Source organism: Paenibacillus sp. 1_12, from assembly GCF_900114475.1.
In the GTDB taxonomy this organism is placed as follows: Bacteria; Bacillota; Bacilli; order Paenibacillales; family NBRC-103111; genus Paenibacillus_S.
Window position 1 is genome coordinate 226,997 of the sequence record NZ_FOTE01000003.1, and the last position, 20,341, is coordinate 247,337.

A 20,341-nucleotide genomic window follows, 5' to 3' on the forward strand; every position below is an offset into this window, starting at 1 on the left:
AGGGAATGAAGGATGACCACATTTGTACTTCGCTGGCTTCAAGTATGTGCACTATTCGCTGTGCTTTTGTATAATTGGGTTGCCAATGCACGACCGTTAAATGGACTAAATGCAAGTGATCTTACAGCGATGTTTCCCGTTGCCATGAATCCAGCTCCTTATGCACTCGCACTTTGGGGAGCAGTTTACATGTTTCTTGCAGGCTTCGTGATCGTACAACTTCTTTCCGGTATGTACAAGCAAGAAGAGATTAGACAAATTGGACCTTGGTTTGCTATCAGCTGCCTGTTCAATATCGCATCACTTGTGCTGTGGCACTACTTATTCGTCGTGCCGTCGTTAGTAGCGATGATGCTCCTGTTGTTATCTTTAATAGTGATATACACCAGTACAAGGCCTAACGGGTGGTCATCCGATCCCCTAGTTCTTTGGCTGGTGCAGGTGCCCTTTAGCGTCTATTTGAGCTGGGTATTCGTCATGACAATGGTTCGGATATCGGCAACTTTACAAGAGTTCAATCGCGGTGATTTTGACTTTTCCGGTACGGTGTGGACGGTTCTAATGCTGTTCATCATAGTGATGGTGGCCGTAGTAACAGGAATGAAATTTCGTGATTCTGCTTTTATTTTAACTGCTATGTGGGGTGTAACAGCGATTGGGATTGCGAATTCATACAACGATACGATCTTTTACACAGCTTGGAGTGCAGCAGGTGTACTGCTTCTGTTAACGATCATACTGCTGTTAGGTCAGAGCAAACTCGAACACCGCAAACCATTTACAAAAGCATTATAAAAGCATGATCAAAGCCTTATTCCAATATGGTCAAAACCTTGCAGTTTAAACCCTTTCAATCACTACACAAGTGAGGTTGAAGGGTTTTTGGTTGTGTTTCGATTAAAGGATATCGATTGTGCAAAGTTGAATGTATAAGGACTATGAATGTCTTGGGGTGAAACATATGCCGGATTGGTCCTATAAAACGATATTTCGTCCCATGTTATTTCAGCTTCCGTCCCGGCTTGCCAGAGATTTTACGCTGCGGGCGATGGGAACCTTGAGCAGGGTGCCGGGAGGCAGCTTCATCATCCGTACGATGGGTCATATGGAGGCGTCGCCTATATTGGCAAGCCAGCTTGCAGGTATACCGCTGAAGTATCCTGTGGGATTGTCAGGAGGACTGGACCCGGATGGAACTGCCCATCAAGCGCTGGCGCAATTTGGGTTCGGCTTTATAGAGATCGGGCCTGTAACCATCGAAGCAAATATAAATAAGGAATGTCCCATACAGCGTGACCCTGTGAACGAGTCAATTATATATACGGATGCGGGCAGCAGCGAAGGCTTGAATGAGCTCATGAAGAGGCTAGAGCGAAACCAGGGACATACGCTGCCGCTTATGCTTCGTGTAAAAAGCACAACGGGCCGCACGCCTGTGGAAGCACGCAGCGAGTTGCTGACCATGCTGGAATCACTTTCTTATTATGCGGCAGGCTTTTATATCGAATCGCTCGATGAAAGCTGGTCGATTGAAGCAGCAATAGCCCATTTGCAGGATTTGCAGCAAGCGGTACGCGCACTGCCTACAGTAAAACCGATGTTCCTGTATATTCCGGTGGACTATCCGCGCGAATCTCTCAAGCTTCTGTTGGCAGGCTTGTCACCAGGCTGGAGCGGTGTTGTAATTGGCGATATGCAGCGAACGTCAGAGGGGGACTTAACGGGAATTGTCCTCAAGCCGCTCAGTATCGACAAAGTCCGCTGCATCCGCGAGCAGAACATGTCCGCTTCATTAAGTATTATTGCATCCGGTGGAATTCATCAACCTCTAGACGCGCTGGAGCTTATGGATGCTGGTGCTGATTACGTCCAGCTGCACAGCGGACTTGTATACTCGGGACCGGGGCTGCCCAAGCGCATTAACGAAGCGATCATTTACGAAAAGCTGAGGACAGTGGAGCAACCACCAGCACCTTCTTTTTGGCTGAACTGGGGCTGGATGTGTCTGCTTGGCATCGGAATGATCATTGGCGGAGCGCTCGCCTGGATGATTGCAGCTACATCGGTTGTGCTTCCTTATGATATTTCTTTTCTAGGTATGTTGCCGTCTGTGCTGGATGAGGCCAATCCGTTTGTGCTGCAATTTATGTCGCATGATCGCGTTACGCTGGCAGGAACGATGATCTCGATTGGCGTGATCTATTATCAGCTTGCCCGATATGGATTGCGCAAAGGGCTGCATTGGACGAGAACCGCTTTGTTCACGTCCGCCGCTGTAGGCTTCAGCAGTTTTTTCCTTTACCTGGGTCATGGCTATTTCGATCCGCTTCATGCGTTGGCTGCACTCATCCTGTTCCCGATGTTTATTATGTCCATGCGCCGTCACAGGGAGCTTCCCTCCTGGGAACGGCCGAATTTGATCAACGACCGGACATGGAGGCTCGCCCAATGGGGACAGCTAATGATGGTGACTCTAGGATTTGCGTTAGCGGCTGGCGGCATTGTGATCTCGACGGTAGGCATTACTGCGGTTTTTGTGCCTCAGGATCTGGAGTACCTCTGCGCTACACCCACCATGCTCAATGAAATTAATGAAAAGCTGCTGCCCTTGATTGCGCATGATCGTGCAGGATTCGGAGGCGCTTTATTTTCAGATGCGATTGGAATTCTGACGATTGCGCTGTGGGGGATTAATCAGGGTCAGCGCTGGCTGTGGTGGACCTTCCTGCTGGGAGGCTTGCCTGGATTCGTCGCCGGACTCAGTGTGCATTTGACGATAGGTTACACCGATTTTGTACATTTACTGCCTGCTTATTTTGCGCTGATGTTGTATGTGTTTGGACTTGTCTTTCTTTATCCCTATTTAATGCAGGGACAGAAGGACCCACGAGCCGCCACTCCAGAACATGCGAAGGTTTAAATATGGGAAACCTAAGAAATCTCAGTTGAAAATGCATTGGATGTTAGAAGTGTGGAATATGACAACAAGCCGGTCTCCTGAACAGGAAACTGGCTTGTATGCGTAATGAGTATACGTAGAGGCTGGCATTGAGGTTTATCGGGTATACGATTTAAGGAGAGAGCGGGTTTGAAGAATCAGAACGGGCAGGAATCGTATCCTTTTGACGATAAATGCTTAAAATGAAACCAATCGAACCCATCTGAACCAAAGTAAGCATCCCGCCGTTGCTCATAAAAGGGATACTTACACCCGCAATTGGCATCATGCCGAATGACATGAGAATGCTCCATATAAATTCAATCGTGAACATAGCAAGAATACCTTTAACAGCCAGGCTTCCGTACGGATCAGTTACCTTGCCTGCTATACCTGCCAATCGCATAAGGAATATGAGCGCCAGAGCCGCAATGCCGATTCCAGTTATCCATCCCAGACTATAAATCAAATAGGTATACAGCATCTCGCTCTCAATAGTGGGCAAATTGCGATCGAAAGCAACAAATCCTTGCCCCCACCAGCCTGCCGATTGTATGGCATCTATCGATTGTACAGCCAAATATCCCATTCCCAGTGGGTCCTTATATGGATTAATAAATGTAAAAAAACGACTGATCTGATAAGGGGTAGTTCCTGCCAACAGAATGGCCATGATCAGAGGTGGAACCATATAACAGAGCAGCTTGCCTATATGCCTTCGTAATGAAAAGTACATGAAACCAAAACCTGTCAAATAGATCATCAAGGAAATTAATGAATTATTGAAAATGTATAGAAAACCCGGCATGAGCACATAAACGGCTGCTTTGATGGGGAAAATCTGCTGCTTCCAACTGGTAGCCATAATTCCCGCTAAACAAATAATGAGCAGAAAAGGGGAAATGGCTACGAAATTGATACTCGTAAAGCCAAGTGAAAGATAATGTGAGCCGTTTACTTGCTGTCCGAATAATAACCCCCAGCCCATGACAAGCAAAATGAATATATAAAGAGCTTTTGAATAGGGGATCAGCTTCCTGTAATCCCAAAAACACAATCCTAGCATACAGACGATGCCAATAGCGGAATAGATTATTTTATTAATGAAAAAGCTGCGCACGGAAACCAATTCAATAGCATACATCGCCAGTATTCCGATGCCAATAAAGATGCCGATAAGCCCAAGCAAGCTCCAATCGACCCGGGCTTTGTGAGCTTTGTTCAGTTGATCACCAACAAGCAGAGGATCACCCATTTGGCGGATGGCTATTTCAATCGCCTGTTCCCGCTCCATGCCTTCGGATACCTGTTCCTCTACCAGCTCAAGGATGTGGCTTTGCAGCTCCAGCTTAATTTCAGGGTGCAATTCCTTCGCGTTGACTTGCTTGCACACCTTTTGCAGATACAGCCTCACTGCTTCCTCATATCCGATTTGTTTCATGCTTGACCCTCCCCAATCACACGGTCAACAGCTGTACGGAACAAATTCCACTCTTGCTGCTTAGTCTGCAGCTGTTTTTTTCCATTGTCCGTTAATCGATAATACTTTCTTTTACGGCCTTCCTGCTCACTCCAATACGACTCGACGATTTTGTCGGCCTCCAAGGTATGTAGAATGGGATAGAGGGTTCCTTCCTTAAAGGTGAATAGACCGCTGGATCGGCTTTCGATCTCTTTGGTCATTTCATAGCCATACATTTCCTTGCGCCCAAGCAGAGTCAGGATCAGCATCGCAGTACTGCCCTTCATAAGCTCTTTGTTAACCATGGTATACCTCCTCATAAAATATGGGTTTTTCCGCTGTGCTCTGCAGCTGCCGTAAGTCAAGCATTGAGTTCCAATGCATCGAATATCTATGTATAGTATAACAGCTGCCCATTAACAAAACAAATTTTATCAAAAAGACTTATATTACGAGTTATGTAGTACTTCTATAAGACTTGTGTGGATCCAAGGGGGAGAACATATAAAAACAATAGTTGACAATGAGAATGAGAACCATTATCATTTAATTATCAACAAATTGAGAATCATTATCAGGTTTAGATCAATCCCTAAGGAGGATATTTCCCAATGGTATTACTGCTTTGCTTATTGTTGCCAATACTGTTTGTAACATTAACGTTAATTGTATGCTATTGGTGGAGTATGCGGGATTACCATACATATGAATCAATGGGGTTGAAAGGGAAATTCGCGGGGCGAGCCACGGATACACACAAATAAACTGCAGAAACAAATAGGAGGATTAAGAATGCCATCGTTATTGGTTGTAGGTGCCGATCATTTAGGGAATATGCCGGAGCAGTTAGCAAATATAGGTTTTGATGACGTTATGCATTTGTCGGGGCGGAAATCTCAATCAGTACGCAAAGGAATACCCGAGAAAATAGATGCTGTACTGGTGTTGACCGACTACATTAATCATAATTTAACCAAGGTCATCAAGCAGCAGGCGAAAGATCAGGAATTACCGATTTATTATGCCAAAAGATCATGGTGTTCCGTACAAAAAGCATTGTGCTCCTGCGAGCATGTATGTAAATTTATGGAAAATTAGTAGTGGATAAAAGAAAATCAGAACAAAAAGTCCCGATGAAATTATCGGGGCTTTTTGGTGTCCACTATCGTTAGGCGAAAACTTCTAATGGATGGACCTATTCAAGGCTCTAATAGCTTGGATTCGTTATCTGATTTCTTTTGTCGGTCAGAAAAAAGGAACTGTCAGCGACAGTTCCTTTTTAGAGTAAGCTTCTATAAGAATTAACCTTGGCTAGCTTCGATCGCTTGCTTCAAGTCGTACAGAATGTCATCAATGGACTCTGTACCGATGGACAAGCGAATCATGCCCGGTGAAACACCTGCCGCGATTTGCTCCTGTTCTTTCAACTGTGCGTGGGTCGTGCTTGCCGGATGGATAATGAGCGACTTGGAATCGCCTACGTTGGCCAGATGCGAGAACAGCTTCACGTTATTGATAACGCGGCGTCCTGCGTCAGTTCCACCTTTGATACCAAAGGTCATAATTGCGCCTTGGCCTTTTGGCAAGTACTTTTGCCCAAGCTCATAAGAAGGATGGCTTGGCAAGCCTGTATAGCTGACCCATTCCACTGCCTCATGAGCTTCAAGGAATTGAGCTACCTTTAACGCATTGGCACTGTGGCGTTCCATCCGCAGATGGAGCGTTTCCAAACCTTGCAATAGCAAGAACGAGTTAAATGGTGAGATCGAGGCGCCCATGTCGCGAAGCAGCTGAACTCTAGCTTTAATAATATAAGCAATCGGTCCCACTGCATCCGTATAGACTACACCGTTGTAGCTTGGGTCCGGTTCAGTTAAGCCAGGGAATTTACCGCTTGCTTTCCAATCAAAGTTACCGCCATCGATGATAATACCGCCAATGGATGTACCATGTCCACCAATGAATTTAGTTGCTGAATGCACGACAATGTCAGCACCATGCTCAATAGGACGGCATAGGTAAGGGCTCGGGAACGTGTTATCGATGATTAACGGGATACCGTTTTCATGAGCAATCGCGGCAACGGCTGCGATATCGAGAACATCCCCTTTAGGATTACCGATCGACTCGGCAAAGATCGCTTTGGTTTTGTCCGTGATGGCACTGCGGAAATTTTCCGGATTGGAGGGATCAACGAATTTAACGTTAATGCCAAGCTTAGGCAGTGTGATTGCGAACAGGTTATAAGTCCCGCCGTACAGGCTGGCTGCGGAGACGATTTCGTCGCCTGACCCAGCAATATTCAGAATCGAATATGTAATGGCTGCTTGTCCGGAGGCTGTAGCTAGTGCCGCAGGAGCTCCTTCTAAGGCAGCTACTCTTTTCTCAAAAACATCCGTAGTTGGGTTCATGATACGTGTATAAATGTTGCCGAACTCTTTAAGAGCGAACAAGTCAGCGGCATGATCCGTATCACGAAAACCATATGAAGTGGTTTGATACAGAGGGACTGCGCGGGACATTGTAGTCGGATCGATCTCCTGTCCAGCATGTACAGCTAATGTTTCAAGACCTAGCTTGCGTTCCTCAGACATTGAATAATTCCTCCTCGTGATTATGAAGTAACTTGGTTTTAACGAACCTATTCATTTTCTCATATTTTCCAATAAATTAAAAGAGAAGGTCCACCTAGGTTATGCCTATTCAAGCAATGATATAGAAGTATCCGTACGAAAACAGAACAAAGCCTCGCAGCATGAAGCTGAAGGCTTTGAATGGTATGTGGATGTCCGCTTTATTTGGGAAGCGGGACCTGCTGCTCGGCCAACTTCTCCATGCTGCGGCTGTAAGCAGTAATGGTTAGCGGCTGCGCAGGATCAAGCTTGGCAAAGTCCAAATCGACTTCCCATGGCAGCTCGTGGGAGATACTGAGCTGCTTGCCTGCTTGTGAATATCCTACAGCAAAGGGCTGATCGCTATGCGGCATGGACACGTAAGTGAACACCTTATGTTTGCCTTGAACACTGCTTCTGCTTGCTTGCGTGAGCGGCTTATACATGATATTTTCCTTGGTTTGGGCTTGTTCTTTTACCTGACTCAAATAAAAGTCACTCTGAATTAATCGCTGGTAGAGACGATCGGCGAAGGCGTTCTCACCAAGATCATATACGGCTTCCATGTTGCTTCGGACTGCTCTTTCTTTGCTGAAGTTAAAATAGGTGATCGCCTTTACTCTTGGATACAGCCGCGGCAAGTAGGCATATAAATCGCCGAGCTGATCCTCGGCCCAACGCTCATAGCTTTCATTCTTGATCAGGTTATAGTGGGACACGCCGCTTTCCGAAATCATAATCGGTTTATTCGGGTAGGCTTCGCTTAGAGGACGGAATGATTGCAAAAATCCGCTCTTGTCGTCACTCGCACTTTGTGGACCATCGATAGCATAAAGCGAATAACCGATCCAATCCACATAATCGTCACCAGGGTAATAAGCATCAATGTTATCCATCGGCATAAAATTGGGCGACCAGACCATGACGACATTCGGTGCTTCTTCCTTCATGATCTTATGAATAAGCTGGAACTTCTCGATATATTTGACAGGATCTCCGTACCAAGGTACCCAGGCTCCATTCATTTCTGAGGCATAACGCAGAAACACGGGAATTCCCGATGCTTTGGCTTCCTTCGCAAACGTACGCACATATTCATCATCCAGCACATCGTCCAAGCCATAACGAGGCTCCCAACCGATCTGCAAAGAGCCGCCCATCGCCTTCACATTATCGGCCTGCTGTATGGGGAAATACGAATTCGTCTGGGTCTGTACCTTACGCCAGCCGACATAGGTCAAATACATCGCATGGGTACGACCGTATACCGGCTCAATCTGCTTCCAGTTAAAAGCGACACGCTTATCGGCTCCGAGCATACCGAGGTAAACGCCAGTCACTGGCTCGAATTTAGCAAGCTGCGCATGGGGGGCTGCCGGAACGCTTACATAGGCTTCCAAGGTGACATGACTGTCTGTTGAAATTGCAGCGGACTCCGAAGCAGACTGCATCAGCAGTTTGTCGGGCTCCTTGTCAGCATATTGTCGGCTTAATTGTTCCAGTGTATCCGCTTGTGAGAGCTCATTCTTATCTCTATAGAAAGCCGCTTTCCGGCTCGTATAATCGGCTGCAAGCCGCCATTCCTGTTTCTCCACGGCACTATCAATTTGGGTGCTCCACCAGGTAAGGGTAGAGTTGGGCGGATCAGATTCCGCTGCAAGCGTCGTTATGGCCAATGAAGCATTTTGCCAGCGCTGCTGCCCCCAATAGGCAACAATACCTAATAATAAACATGCAGCTACCAACACAATTTTTCTCATATGCAGCATCCCCCAGCAATCCCTTAGCCATAAAGTATATGATTCATTATATCTTAAAAAAGTACGGGATAGGGCTTAACTTCAGAAAGATTTTTGAGAGCTGCCGCTGCATCGAATATGCTCAACACACAGCTTATCATGACTTGGATTCAAATTTTAGGCAAGGGTGACCGGAGGACCTTTTGACGAGCGTGGAGGGCATCTCAGCTGTCTTGAAGCCGAAGGCCTTACAGCCTCTGGGAAACGCAGGATCCCAAGTTACATAGTAATGAACGCATTTGATGCAGTTGATGATGAATTTGGCTGAAGCCTTGTCGCTATCCTCTTTCATGGGAATACCTCTTTTATATATACAATTTTAAACATAATAATGAGCTGAGAATAATATACCTTATACGTAGGATCGAAAGTATAGCATGAAACCCATCGAATCAGCAGCTAAGGAAGACGTAAAATTGGACTTGTTAGGATAGAATGATAAAGATTTATGGAAATCATTGATTTCGACAAAAATAATGCATATTTTTTTGAAATGATTACCATCAAGTGACATTCTTTTTTGAAAGGCTCTATTATAATAATTAAAGTAAAGTGAAATTATGAATATGGGATGGAGAGTGGAATTTTAATGATAGGTTCCAAGATTACTGTGGATATTTATGCAATTATGGCTGAACTCAATCTCTCAATAGAAAAGCTACAAGAGTCGAACGTACTGGATTGCACAAAGAAATTTCACAACAATGTTCCCTTCCCAAAAGGATTCGAGCTGTTATCGGAATCGTATCATAAAGAATTGGGAACAGCTCCATTCAGCAGGTAACCAAGTAAAACCCATGCCCCAATTGGGAAACATAGGCTCTTGCACAATAAAAAAATGGTGATGTGCTTATCGCTTAGCTAGACGACCGTTGCGCACGGATGAAATGGATAAACCGAGTGGCTTCTTCTGAAGTCAGCTCTCTGCCATCAATCGTCAATGTGAATTTGTCCAGTACCGCTTGATCTGAAAGCTCTAAATGGCTGACAAATTCTTTAGCGTGTTCGTTCACAGAACGACTGAGTTCTTCACTGCGGCCCATTAAGTAGTCGACGGATACGGCGAAAAAGTCAGCAATTCTCTGAATGGTCTCATAATCGGGTTCTCTTCGATTATTCTCATAGTGAGATAGGGCTGAGCGTGTTATCCCAACTTTCACGGCTAGCTCTTCTTGGGTTAAGTGTTTTTCATCCCGAAGATCTGCAATTCTATGCCCATATTTCATATTATGTCATGTCCTCCTCACACCCACACTACATTGGGCAAGCCTTATCTCTGTTATATCACTAATTGTACTATAAAAGAAAGTTGTCGAAAACGGTTAACTTGTTACATTTTGTATATTAACCTATAAATGACGATACGTAAAGTACCAAAAATTAAAGATACTATTTAGGTTATTAAACGATATGCGAAACTCATTATTGCCATCCTTATGAGGATCAAACGGGTCACCTTAAAGAATTGCAGTGAGTATCCATTTGTACATCGATAGGCTGCTGATCGAAAACTAAAAAGGACAAGGGAGCGTAGTGCCTCTCTTGTCCTTTTACTTAATAGAAGGATCAATTAGTTACAATACCATTTTTTCCAGATATCAATAGATTCATCAATAGGGCGATTGTTTTTATTATTCTCATACCAATCCTTGGCGTCTTTGTTTTTATTCCAAAAATCTTTTAAATCGTCTTTGGAATTGTTACTGCTTGAAACAAATGAAAAAATCTTATTAATAATCGTTTGGTCGTAGCTGTTATTATGAGGATCTGAATGATTGTCTTTGGCTGCGAAGGCTGCTGTAGGAAATGTCATCACACTGCAAAACAAAACGATGCATACTACCCTTTTTAACCTATTCATGGCGAGCTCCTCCTTCTTTAATTATTGATATAATCATATGTTCTTTATAAAGAATCATACATCAAATTTAAGAGTTTGAATACTAATAATTACCAAATTTTGTTTCCGACATAAACCTCCAGATTCACAATAAGTTCGACCATCCTGAATAGTTCTGGTTTTATGCTCCGGATCTATTTATCTCGATACAATATGGACTAAAAATAAAAAAATAAGGTTGACACGATACAATAAGTATCATAAAGTTAGTAATGTAGTCAATGTTACAAAAAGTATCATTATTATCATTTTATTGCAGTAAACAGGGAAAGATGACTGCCTTTGGAGGGGAATCGTGGAGATCAATCTTAAAGAATACTTAGTTATTATAAAGAAGCGCTTGTGGCTTGTTGTTGTAATCGTTTTTATATGTACGGCTTTGACTGCCGTTTACAGTACTAATAATTATAAACCGCTTTATCAAGCCTCCACAAAATTAATTGTCAACAAAATTGGAGAAAAAGACCAGATGGGCAAGGAACGAATCGACTATGGTGCCATCGGTACGAATCTCGCACTCATGAATACGTATAAAGAAATTATTAAAACCCCAGCGATTATGGACAAAGTCGTTCAACGGTATCCAGATATCAATTTATCTGCAGAGCAGCTGAGTTATATTACTACAGTATCCGACTTACATGAAACACAGTTAATGACTATCATTGTCCAGTACTATTCCCATGAACAGGCTGTAAAAATTGTCAATGCCGTTTCGGATGTGTTCCAAGCGGAAATCCCCAAAATCATGAAGGTTGATAACATCACGATATTGAATAGAGCGAAGCTGCAGGATGATCCATTACCCATCAATAAAAAGTCCAACCAATACATCATTCTTAGCTTTGTGGCTTCCTTATTGGTATCAATCGGAATCATTATCTTGTTAGAATCTTTAGATGATACGTTGAAAACAGACCAGGATATTCGTCAAGCGATGGACCTTACCACTATTGCTTACATACCTAAGATAAAGAAAAAAGAGTTGAAGTCACCTAAAAAAAAGAAATTCCGAACCCACACAGGAGACGAGAACTATGCCAAAACCATCCACTAGTCCCCCGATTTTGATGCAAATTAATCCCAACTCGTTAACTTCGGAGGCCTATCGATCCTTAAGGTTTAATATTGAGTTTTCTGATTTTGAACATGAGGTAAAAACAATTGCTATTACCTCAGCAAATCGAGGAGAAGGTAAAACGACAACGGCGCTAAATTTGGCGGTTGCGTATGCACAGATGGGAAAGAAAGTCGTTTTGCTTGACGCTGATCTGCGTAAGCCGTCCGTCCACATTGCCTTTGGGGGGGACAGCAGCAGGGGACTGACTAGTTTTCTTAACGAAAGAAGCTCTATGAACGAAATCATACATGAGTCGTATGTAGATGGCTTATCCATCATTATAGCGGGAGCGATCCCGCCTAATCCGTCTGAATTGCTGGCATCAAAGCAGATGAATGTGCTTCTGGCAGAATTAAAGAACAGCTACGATCTGATTATTATCGATACCCCTCCGGTATTAATGCTAACCGATGCGAAGGTGGTGGCCTCCAAGTGTGATGGTGTCCTGCTTGTTGTCGAATATGGCAAAGTCAAACGCAGGGAGGGCAAGAAGGTAAAGGATGAGCTAATGCTCGCCAAGGCTAAGCTGATAGGGGTTGTTTTGAATAAAATTAATACTCAGGATGCGGATGACTATTCATAGTGGGAGTTATCCAGATGGACTTAATAAATTTATGTTAGGAGTGGACTCTTAGCAGATGAGAAAAAAAAGACGAAAACCGTATAGACGAGTCTTGAAGACAGTCAGCATTTTGGCGCTGAGTTTTACAATCATTGCAGGATGCTCGGAAACGATTCCATTAAATCACGAATCTAATACCGCCGTGCAGGAGCAGCCGTTGAAAAGCGTAAAGGTGTATAAAGTGGCTAAGCAAAAAATTGGAGATCCGGTTGAGCGTGCTGCGGACGTTCAATCCTCGGTTCAATTTGACATTATAGCGAAAGCTGGCGGAGATATCGAGAAGGTGCTGAAAAACCGTGAAGAATCGGTTCAAGAAGGGGAAGTCATCGTCAAGGTGAATTCGGCCGATGCCAAATTCGAGAAGGAAAGGGCAGTACTTGCCGTTGAAACAATTCAGACGTCAATCAATAATTCGCGGGAAAAGGCTCGAAAAGAGATGGAAACCCAGAAACGAGAATTAAACAACTCTATTCTGAAGCTGGAAATGGGACTGGGCGACATGACAAGAAATTACAATAAACTGAAAAATGACTATGAGGTTGGGTTAGCTACCAAAGCCCAGCTCTATCAGATGGATGTTCAACTGAGGAATGCCCAAATGGATCTGGATCAAATGAAGCAAAGACAAAGGCAAAGCGTTCAAGATTCAAGTGCCTCTCTGCCAGAAATGGAAACGCAGCTCAAAAATGCTCAGCTCTCTCTACAGCAGCTTGAACAATCCTTGTCCTACCTTGAAATTAAATCGCCTGCAAGCGGAATTTTAATGGGGATTTCCCTTGAAGCGGGAATGACGCTGCAAGCAGGGAGCAAAATCGGTGTCATTCAGAAGCTTGATCCGATTAGAATTAAGGCGCTGCTAACCGCTGATGAAGCCAAATATGTAAGCAGTAAAACAGAATTAACCTACTATTTGCCAGGAACGACACAAAAGTATAGAGGAAAGGTCAGCTTCCTCTCCAAGGTTATCGATCCTGATACGAAGGCGTACGAAATCAACCTGGACGTGCCCAATAAAGAGATGACTTTGAAACCCGGAATGAAGGTATGGTTACAGTTGACCGAAGAGCAGGATCAAATCGTGTTAACGATTCCTACATACAGCATCGTCAAACAAGGAGAAGATTCCTTTGTATATGTGCTAGCGGGAGATTCGGTTGAAAAGCGCAAGGTGCAGCTTGGCCGGGTGAATGAGCCTGATCAAGAAGTGCTCTCTGGTGTTAAAGAAGGCGAACAGGTCGTCATATCCAACCCGAATCAATTGAGAGACAAAGAGAAGGTGCAGAGGGCTGCCGTGGAAGTACCAAAATGAAACTGGAGTGAACATAATTGAAAATGATGTGGAAACAAACGATAATGACGTTCATTTTATTAGTCTCCTTGTTTATTCCCACGGTACCGCTGCATGTGATGGCGATTGAACCCGAGCTTTCCATTTCATCCGCACCGGAAGGGTATCATTTGACAAGTTCAATTAAAGCAGCTGTAAAAAGTGTTCTGAATGAGCAAACCGCTGAAGGAGCAACCATCATCGCAGTTGTCCGATTGTATAATGAAGGATCGAAACTAACAAGGGTTCCCGATTTGGAAGCTAGAGCCAGGACAACAGAAGGCATAGAATACAACTTACGTTCGAGTGTGGCAAACGTGATCGCTATTCAACCGAAAGAAACAGTGGAATTAAGTTATATGGTTGCATTGGATAGGAAAGACAGCTTCTCCTTGTCTGAGCTAGTCTGGGTAGATGTTGACGAATATGCTTCTCCTAAACAGGAGAAGACGATTGCAGCGATACCTGTTTCTTCTATAGAGTGGAGGGGGAGGGATGCCATTTCTTCCGATCCGGCTGCAATTAAAAGCTGGGGGGACCCTTTCACGATCTCTGTTTTGTCTACTTCACTTGAATATAAGGCAGTTCGTTTAACTGAGCAGAATACGCTGCAGGGACCGATGACAATCGTCGAGCTTCTTGCAGCTAACAAGAGTGATTTGAAAGAAACCATACCCGATTTTCGCGTCGACGGCAAATCGAACAAAAAGCTGTATACCGGAAAAAGGTTGGAGCAGGGAACGATAACACTTGAACCGGGAGAACAACGCTATATTCACTATGCAATTCCGGCAGGTGACAAAGTGAAGCTGAACAGCTTATCGGTTCTGACTCCCGAAGCTTATACGGTAGATGAAAAAACGATTATTCGTTACTCTATCGGACAATTGACTATTAATTTGCCGGATGACAGGAATGCTGTTCAACTCATGGATCAATTGGAGCCGTACGTATGGAACAACAGGATCAAGCTTGATCCGTTAAACAAGGTCATTCCATCGGAGGTTGCCGTTTCCATGTCGTCCCTTCAAATGCATACAAGCACGGCAGGCGGCTTTAAAGTGGCTGTTGCCAAATTCAAGCTGCAGAATCTAAGCGATCGTCCGATGCCCGTTCCTCGTTTTCAGGCGGAATTGATGAGTGCTAATGGAAACAAATACACGGGAACACGACAGACGACGATAGTGGAAACCCTGATTCCTAATGTAAGCTATGTGATCTATTACTCTTTTGTGCTGCCCAGTACAGAAAGCGGCGGACAACTGGCAATGGAAATAGAAGATGGCGAATCGATCACCCCATATAAAATCCCAATAGCCATGTTTAAGACTCAAGTCCAACTGCAAAATACGGATACAGCGCTGCTGTTCTATCCGTTCAATGTAAAGATTAACAACTGGGCAGTAGATGTATTTATGGGCATAGCCAAAGATAACACCTACAGGCTCAAAGTCGATTTGGATATCAGTCTACAGGAAGAAGTCGTGGTAGATCAAAGCTTCCCTAAAATGAAGATGGAGCTTGTGGACTCGCAAGGTAAGGTCATAGGATCGAAGACCCTTGCATTCACTGGAGAGAATAGATTTGTAAGTGGTATGCAGACATTTAATTTCAATTCGGAAATATGGGAATTCTCACGTTCACTTCGTATTTATGAAACAATCGATACGTCTTATGGCGAAGCTGAACGTTTGATCGCCACATTCAAGTAGTAAGGGATTATATGATATTGCAAATCCAGAACGTCCCCAATAATAGATTGGATTTGCATATTATTGTTCAGGGTCAATGGGTTATTGCCATTGACCCTATCTACGATTCAAGTCTTAAGGTAATTAAAATTCGATAGGGGAGTTGATATCATGATTGCGGAGGATGGTACTATTACCAATGGGGACTTCTTATGCATGGGGGCTAGCGGGGAAACGACGAAAATTATTTCGCTAGCTATTCGAAAACATGGGAGGCTTGATCTTACCGCCCATGGCAATAGTATGTTTCCTTTCATTCGGGAAGGGGATGTGTGCCGTTTTGTATCATTTGACAGCTTGCTTTTGAAAAAAGGTGATATTGCTGTGTTCTATTCATTAGATGGAAATATAATCGCACATCGCTTATGTCAATTCAAATTAATAAATAATGAGCTTTGTTACGTTTTTAAAGGCGATACGAGCATAGGTTATGATGAGCCGGTTAGAAAGAAACAAATTATTGGAAAACTGATTTGGATTCGAAAAGGGACAATGATTTATCGTGCGGAAGGCTGGGCTCCGCAGCTTTGGGGTAGACTGATACTTACTTTACCCGTATTATCCCTTTTATTGAGAACGTATCTAAAAGGAAAAGCAAATACATAATCGTACAATTTAACCTTACAGCTCATACCGTATAATTAGGAAAAAATAAGAACATTTAGAATATAGTTGACAGTAGAGGGAGAAGATGATATTCTGAAATCGTTCTTTATAAAGAACGATTCTAGTGGTATAAGTGACTTCCAAAATATTATGATCAAAATATTGCGCATATTCCATACAAATGTTCTTAAACAAGAACGTTTGTATGGTAAACCAAATCGCTTGTAACATGAAGCATTGCGGAGGAAAGCATGAGCGCCATAACCGGAATATATCATTTCGATCAAAACCCTGTAAGTATTGAACATGGCCATACATTAATGCGCGGATTAGAGAAATATCCTTCCGACTATGTGCATACATGGAAAAGCGAGAAAGTCTTTCTTGGCTGTCACGCGCAATTTATTACACCTGAATCACTCTACGAGCAGATCCCTTATTACGATTCAGAAAGACAACTGGCGATCACTGCTGATGCGATAATTGATAACCGTAATGATTTATTTGATCTGTTGCAAGTGGAGTATACTCGGAGAAAAGTGATGTCTGACAGCGAACTGATTCTGCTTGCTTACTCTAAATGGGGTGTAGATGCACCCAAATATGTAGTTGGCGATTTTGCCTTCATGATTTGGGATGAAAGAAAGCAGCAGCTTTTTGGTGCAAGAGATTTTTCTGGAAGCCGTACTCTTTATTATTTTAGAAATCAGGAGCAGTTTGCCTTCTGCACAGTGATCCAGCCCTTGCTGTCGTTACCCTATGTGAAGAGGGAATTAAATGAACAATGGATGGCGGAATATATGGCCATACCTGGTATGAATGAAGCGGTAGATACTTCTATAACCGCATATCAACATATAGAGCAACTACCTCCTTCCCATTGCATCACCATAGTCGGGGATCAGGTAACGAGATCAAGATATTGTACCTTAACTACAGGGGAACAACTGAAGTTCAAGTCCAATCAAGAATATGTAGAAGCATTTCGTGAGGTGTTCCAAAGTGCAGTATCTTCAAGGCTGCGTACCTACCGTAACGTTGGTGCTCATTTAAGTGGGGGATTGGATTCGGGTTCTGTCGTAAGTTTCGCTGCAAAAGCGCTGCAGGCTAAGAATAAGTCGTTACACACATTTAGTTATGTGCCACCCGATGATTTTATAGATTGGACACCTGGATATCTGCAGGCTGACGAAAGACCATTTATTCAATCGACGGTACAGCATGTAGGAAATATTACGGATCATTATTACGACTTTAATGAAATCAATCCACTGTCTGAAGTTAGCGATTGGCTCGATATGATCGAGATGCCTTATAAGTGCTTTGCCAATTCAAATTGGATTAAAGGTATTTTTGAAAAATCCCATGATCAAGGAATAGGCGTGCTATTAAATGGGGGCAGAGGAAATTTAAGCATCTCTTGGGGATCTGCTTTGGATTATTACGCTATTCTTTTGAAAAGACTCAAATGGATTCGCCTTTTCCGTGAATTGCATCAATATAGTATGAATGTTGGAGGAAGCAGGCTGCGAAGGCTGCCCATGATCGGGAAAATCGCATTTCCAATTGTTAACCGAGTTTTTAACAAAGAGGAATCGTTTCAACCTCCTATGCTTATTAATCCGGAGTTGGCTAAGCGGACAGGCGTTTTCGATAAGCTGAAAGATCATGGTATGCACGTCTTAAGCAGCTCATCCAAAAGTAATATATATGATGCAAGAAAAAGGCATTTTGAAGAAGTATTTCCTTGGAATGCAACGGGCACATTGGGTACAAAATTGTCTCTGCGTTACTCGTTATGGAAACGTGACCCAACCAATGATATTCGCGTTATTCGGTTTTGTTTATCGGTACCAGAAGATCAATATGTACAAAACGGGCTGGATCGAGCATTAGTCAGAAGGTCAACGGAAAGCTTTTTGCCTGATAAGGTTCGATTAAATCAACGAATCCGAGGCGTCCAGGGTGCAGATTGTGTTCACCGTATGTCCCCTGTTTGGAATGCTTTTATCGAGGAGCTCGAGCAGCTTAAGGTAGACCCCATGATGGCTGAACTCATAAACACACAAGTACTCAACGCAGCCATCTCCAAGGTTAAACAAGGTCCACGGCCCGAATATTCATTTGATCCGGAATACCAGCTGTTAATGTTCAGCTTGATTATCCATCGATTTACTAAAAAATTTGCATGAGAGGAGGTGATACTATGTTAACTAATGAAAAGAAACAATGGCAAACGCCAGAATTGGAAATACTTAATGTTGAAGAGACAATGGCAAGTGGGAACTGGGGGGCATATGATGAGGGCTACAATGCTGCTCTTGGTGAACAAGGACAAGTAGCGGCCCATCATGTTTCTTAATTAATTTCATGGGTTTTGTATACGTCGCCCTTATACAGGATCATCATGTATGAGGGTTTTTTATAAAACAAACCTTGTCAATGATAAGGAGTTGAGATCATTGTTAGAGACTTTAAATCATGTGATGTATAAAGCCTTTGGATTGACGGTGCTGAGTGAAATTGTCCTGCCGGAATTGCCTCAACAACAGGGGGCACTCGGGGATTCAGCAGATATTTTGATTGAAAAAGCGGATGTATCCAAGCTATGGCGTGAGGTATCCTCTCCACACAGCAAGTATGTCGTTACAGAGAATCTAGTCATGCTGGATGTCCCCGATATTGCTATATTTTCGATCCAAGATGGCAACAAAATTACGGTGTCACCCGGAAGAGGATACGATGAGGAAATCAGTCGGCTTTACATCCTTGGAACCTGTATGGGTGCATTATTAATGCAGAGGCGAATATTTCCTTTACATGGCAGTGCGGTAGCCATTGATGGTAAGGCATACATTATTATCGGCGATTCAGGGGCTGGAAAATCAACGCTGGCAACAACATTTTTAAATCAAGGGTATCAGCTTTTAAGCGATGATGTGATAGCCATTTCTTTTTCACAAAATCTGACTCCACTTGTTACCCCTGCTTATCCTCAGCAAAAGCTATGGAAAGAAAGTTTGGTAGAGCTTGGAATGGAAATGGGTCCGTATCGTTCTATATATGGAAGAGAAACGAAGTATTGCGTTCCAGTTCCCTCCCAATATTTTAATGAACCCTTACCCCTTGGCGGTGTGTTTGAACTAGTAAAAACAGTAAATGCGAAGGTTGAAATTCATCCTATCCAAGGACTGGAACGATTGCGTGTTCTTTCCTACCATACTTACCGTAATTTTCTTATCCCGGGTTTACGTTTAATGGACTGGCATTTTAATACTTCTGCAAGTATCGCGGATACCATTGAATTTTTTCAGCTGCGTCGACCCGCATTTGGTTTTACCGCCCACCAACTGGCAACCTTAATCTTAGCTGCAATTCATAAGGAGGAGTAATACATGATTAAACAACAAACAATTTCATTAAACGATACCGTTGTACAAGGTAAAGGATACATCGTGAGCAGCATGGGCGGAGAGAAAGTGATGCTTAGCATTAACAACGGAAAATATTACAATTTGGGTAAAATAGGCGGAAGCATATGGGATCATATCGAGAAGCAGATCACGGTTAACGAATTGATTGCCGTCCTCATGTCTGAATATGAAGTAAAACAACCTGAGTGTGAAAAACAAGTGATTTCTTTTTTGGAAGTTTTATTGGCGAATGATTTAATTCTTGTTGGAGAAGCGATCAGCATATAACCCACTCTCATATTTCAATAGAAGTAGGGAAGTACAAATGAATATCTTAAAAAAAATAAAAACTTTTTTCTCATTAGAGATGACAACCATGCTTTTAATTATAGAGGCATTTATTTATTTGGGATGGGCCCGTATTCTCAAATCAATGCCGTTTGCTAAGGTAGCTTCTACATTAGGCGTTCCTATGAATGAAACCCCTCTAAGCAACAATCCATCCAACAGCAAGTTATTAACCCATATTTCTACAGCTATACATATCACTAGCGCTCACACGTTTTGGGAAAGCAAATGCCTTGTTAGAGCAATAGCCGGAATGAAAATGCTAGAGAGGCGTCAAATAGAGAGTACCCTTTACTTAGGAACAGCGAAAGATGAGAGCGGAAAAATGATTGCTCATGCATGGCTGCGCAGCGGCCCTTTTTACATCACGGGAGCAGAAGAAATGCAGAAATTCATTGTCGTAGGTAAATTTGCCAGAACTATATGCCAAAAAATTTGAAGGT

The 20,341-nt window shown here is 43.1% G+C and carries 19 protein-coding genes; 13 read left to right on the top strand and 6 right to left on the bottom strand.

The genetic code is table 11. The features are described from left to right. Window positions 1–12: 12 nt before the first annotated feature. A complete protein-coding gene (locus BM210_RS08635; protein ID WP_091167109.1) occupies window positions 13–795 on the top strand; it encodes a hypothetical protein in 783 nt (260 codons plus the stop codon). Window positions 796–961: 166 nt separating this feature from the next. Next, window positions 962–2,920 (top strand): dihydroorotate dehydrogenase, encoded by a 1,959-nt coding sequence (locus BM210_RS08640; protein ID WP_091167110.1) that lies wholly within the window; start codon window positions 962–964, stop codon window positions 2,918–2,920. Between the two features lie 151 nt (window positions 2,921–3,071). Here the strand turns inward: BM210_RS08640 and BM210_RS08645 are convergent, their stop codons facing one another. Together BM210_RS08645 and BM210_RS08650 are read right to left on the bottom strand one after the other, a co-directional pair. Beyond that, entirely contained in the window at window positions 3,072–4,379 is a 1,308-nt protein-coding gene (locus BM210_RS08645) for an FtsW/RodA/SpoVE family cell cycle protein (protein ID WP_091167112.1), read from the bottom strand. Further along, the gene (locus BM210_RS08650) at window positions 4,376–4,705 is read right to left on the bottom strand and encodes a PadR family transcriptional regulator (protein WP_091167113.1); all 330 of its coding nucleotides are present in this window, start codon (window positions 4,703–4,705) and stop codon (window positions 4,376–4,378) included. The genes BM210_RS08645 and BM210_RS08650 overlap by 4 nt, the downstream gene beginning before the upstream one ends. A 487-nt stretch (window positions 4,706–5,192) precedes the next feature. Here BM210_RS08650 and BM210_RS08655 point away from each other — a divergent pair, with 487 nt between their 5' ends. Continuing rightward, window positions 5,193–5,498 carry a DUF2325 domain-containing protein gene (locus BM210_RS08655; protein WP_091167114.1) on the top strand — a complete coding sequence of 102 codons (306 nt, stop codon included), beginning with the start codon at window positions 5,193–5,195 and terminating at the stop codon, window positions 5,496–5,498. 203 nt (window positions 5,499–5,701) lie between these two features. On the opposite strand, the gene BM210_RS08660 is transcribed toward BM210_RS08655, so the two are convergent. The 4 genes from BM210_RS08660 to BM210_RS08685 form a co-directional block, all read right to left on the bottom strand. Next, window positions 5,702–6,994 carry a homocysteine synthase gene (locus BM210_RS08660; protein ID WP_091167116.1) on the bottom strand — a complete coding sequence of 431 codons (1,293 nt, stop codon included), beginning with the start codon at window positions 6,992–6,994 and terminating at the stop codon, window positions 5,702–5,704. A 200-nt stretch (window positions 6,995–7,194) separates the two neighbouring features. Continuing rightward, complete coding sequence (locus BM210_RS08665) at window positions 7,195–8,772, bottom strand: glycoside hydrolase family 26 protein (protein WP_177237716.1); 1,578 nt, start codon at window positions 8,770–8,772, stop codon at window positions 7,195–7,197. 896 nt (window positions 8,773–9,668) lie between these two features. Beyond that, a complete protein-coding gene (locus tag BM210_RS08680) occupies window positions 9,669–10,037 on the bottom strand; it encodes a helix-turn-helix domain-containing protein (RefSeq protein WP_091167121.1) in 369 nt (122 codons plus the stop codon). Window positions 10,038–10,381: 344 nt separating this feature from the next. Continuing rightward, window positions 10,382–10,672, bottom strand: coding sequence for a hypothetical protein (locus BM210_RS08685; protein WP_091167122.1), 291 nt, complete (start codon window positions 10,670–10,672; stop codon window positions 10,382–10,384). Window positions 10,673–11,006: 334 nt separating this feature from the next. On the opposite strand from BM210_RS08685, the gene BM210_RS08690 reads away from it, so the two are divergent. The 10 genes from BM210_RS08690 to BM210_RS08730 all read left to right on the top strand — a co-directional run bounded on the left by BM210_RS08690 (window position 11,007) and on the right by BM210_RS08730 (window position 20,337). Continuing rightward, the gene (locus BM210_RS08690) at window positions 11,007–11,768 is read left to right on the top strand and encodes a YveK family protein (RefSeq protein ID WP_177237717.1); all 762 of its coding nucleotides are present in this window, start codon (window positions 11,007–11,009) and stop codon (window positions 11,766–11,768) included. Continuing rightward, window positions 11,749–12,414, top strand: a complete 666-nt coding sequence (locus BM210_RS08695) for a CpsD/CapB family tyrosine-protein kinase (protein ID WP_091167125.1) — start codon at window positions 11,749–11,751, stop codon at window positions 12,412–12,414. Before BM210_RS08690 ends, BM210_RS08695 begins: the two co-directional genes overlap by 20 nt. Before the next feature lie 55 nt (window positions 12,415–12,469). Continuing rightward, entirely contained in the window at window positions 12,470–13,762 is a 1,293-nt protein-coding gene (locus tag BM210_RS08700; RefSeq protein ID WP_091167127.1) for an efflux RND transporter periplasmic adaptor subunit, read from the top strand. Between the two features lie 17 nt (window positions 13,763–13,779). After that, on the top strand, window positions 13,780–15,492 hold the full coding sequence (locus tag BM210_RS08705; RefSeq protein ID WP_091167129.1) for a hypothetical protein: 1,713 nt from the start codon (window positions 13,780–13,782) through the stop codon (window positions 15,490–15,492). Between the two features lie 150 nt (window positions 15,493–15,642). After that, window positions 15,643–16,137, top strand: a complete 495-nt coding sequence (locus tag BM210_RS08710) for a S24/S26 family peptidase (protein WP_091167130.1) — start codon at window positions 15,643–15,645, stop codon at window positions 16,135–16,137. Window positions 16,138–16,388: 251 nt separating this feature from the next. Next, the gene (locus BM210_RS08715; protein ID WP_091167132.1) at window positions 16,389–18,329 is read left to right on the top strand and encodes a lasso peptide isopeptide bond-forming cyclase; all 1,941 of its coding nucleotides are present in this window, start codon (window positions 16,389–16,391) and stop codon (window positions 18,327–18,329) included. 14 nt (window positions 18,330–18,343) lie between these two features. After that, a complete protein-coding gene (locus tag BM210_RS34260) occupies window positions 18,344–18,499 on the top strand; it encodes a paeninodin family lasso peptide (RefSeq protein WP_143101017.1) in 156 nt (51 codons plus the stop codon). Between the two features lie 100 nt (window positions 18,500–18,599). Then, window positions 18,600–19,529 (top strand): phosphoenolpyruvate carboxykinase (ATP), encoded by a 930-nt coding sequence (locus BM210_RS08720; RefSeq protein WP_091167133.1) that lies wholly within the window; start codon window positions 18,600–18,602, stop codon window positions 19,527–19,529. A gap of 3 nt (window positions 19,530–19,532) precedes the next feature. Then, a complete protein-coding gene (locus BM210_RS08725; RefSeq protein ID WP_091167135.1) occupies window positions 19,533–19,838 on the top strand; it encodes a lasso peptide biosynthesis PqqD family chaperone in 306 nt (101 codons plus the stop codon). Window positions 19,839–19,875: 37 nt separating this feature from the next. Beyond that, on the top strand, window positions 19,876–20,337 hold the full coding sequence (locus BM210_RS08730; protein WP_091167137.1) for a lasso peptide biosynthesis B2 protein: 462 nt from the start codon (window positions 19,876–19,878) through the stop codon (window positions 20,335–20,337). Window positions 20,338–20,341 lie beyond the last annotated feature (4 nt).

What these genes read in the sequence shown, in the direction of transcription:
- BM210_RS08635 (WP_091167109.1), top strand. Translation starts at nt 13, where the DNA reads ATGACCACATTTGTACTTCGCTGGCTTCAAGTATGTGCACTATTCGCT.
- BM210_RS08640 (WP_091167110.1), top strand. Translation starts at nt 962, where the DNA reads ATGCCGGATTGGTCCTATAAAACGATATTTCGTCCCATGTTATTTCAG.
- BM210_RS08645 (WP_091167112.1), bottom strand. Translation starts at nt 4,379, where the DNA reads ATGAAACAAATCGGATATGAGGAAGCAGTGAGGCTGTATCTGCAAAAG.
- BM210_RS08650 (WP_091167113.1), bottom strand. Translation starts at nt 4,705, where the DNA reads ATGGTTAACAAAGAGCTTATGAAGGGCAGTACTGCGATGCTGATCCTG.
- BM210_RS08655 (WP_091167114.1), top strand. Translation starts at nt 5,193, where the DNA reads ATGCCATCGTTATTGGTTGTAGGTGCCGATCATTTAGGGAATATGCCG.
- BM210_RS08660 (WP_091167116.1), bottom strand. Translation starts at nt 6,994, where the DNA reads ATGTCTGAGGAACGCAAGCTAGGTCTTGAAACATTAGCTGTACATGCT.
- BM210_RS08665 (WP_177237716.1), bottom strand. Translation starts at nt 8,772, where the DNA reads ATGAGAAAAATTGTGTTGGTAGCTGCATGTTTATTATTAGGTATTGTT.
- BM210_RS08680 (WP_091167121.1), bottom strand. Translation starts at nt 10,037, where the DNA reads ATGAAATATGGGCATAGAATTGCAGATCTTCGGGATGAAAAACACTTA.
- BM210_RS08685 (WP_091167122.1), bottom strand. Translation starts at nt 10,672, where the DNA reads ATGAATAGGTTAAAAAGGGTAGTATGCATCGTTTTGTTTTGCAGTGTG.
- BM210_RS08695 (WP_091167125.1), top strand. Translation starts at nt 11,749, where the DNA reads ATGCCAAAACCATCCACTAGTCCCCCGATTTTGATGCAAATTAATCCC.
- BM210_RS08700 (WP_091167127.1), top strand. Translation starts at nt 12,470, where the DNA reads ATGAGAAAAAAAAGACGAAAACCGTATAGACGAGTCTTGAAGACAGTC.
- BM210_RS08710 (WP_091167130.1), top strand. Translation starts at nt 15,643, where the DNA reads ATGATTGCGGAGGATGGTACTATTACCAATGGGGACTTCTTATGCATG.
- BM210_RS08715 (WP_091167132.1), top strand. Translation starts at nt 16,389, where the DNA reads ATGAGCGCCATAACCGGAATATATCATTTCGATCAAAACCCTGTAAGT.
- BM210_RS34260 (WP_143101017.1), top strand. Translation starts at nt 18,344, where the DNA reads ATGTTAACTAATGAAAAGAAACAATGGCAAACGCCAGAATTGGAAATA.
- BM210_RS08725 (WP_091167135.1), top strand. Translation starts at nt 19,533, where the DNA reads ATGATTAAACAACAAACAATTTCATTAAACGATACCGTTGTACAAGGT.
- BM210_RS08730 (WP_091167137.1), top strand. Translation starts at nt 19,876, where the DNA reads ATGAATATCTTAAAAAAAATAAAAACTTTTTTCTCATTAGAGATGACA.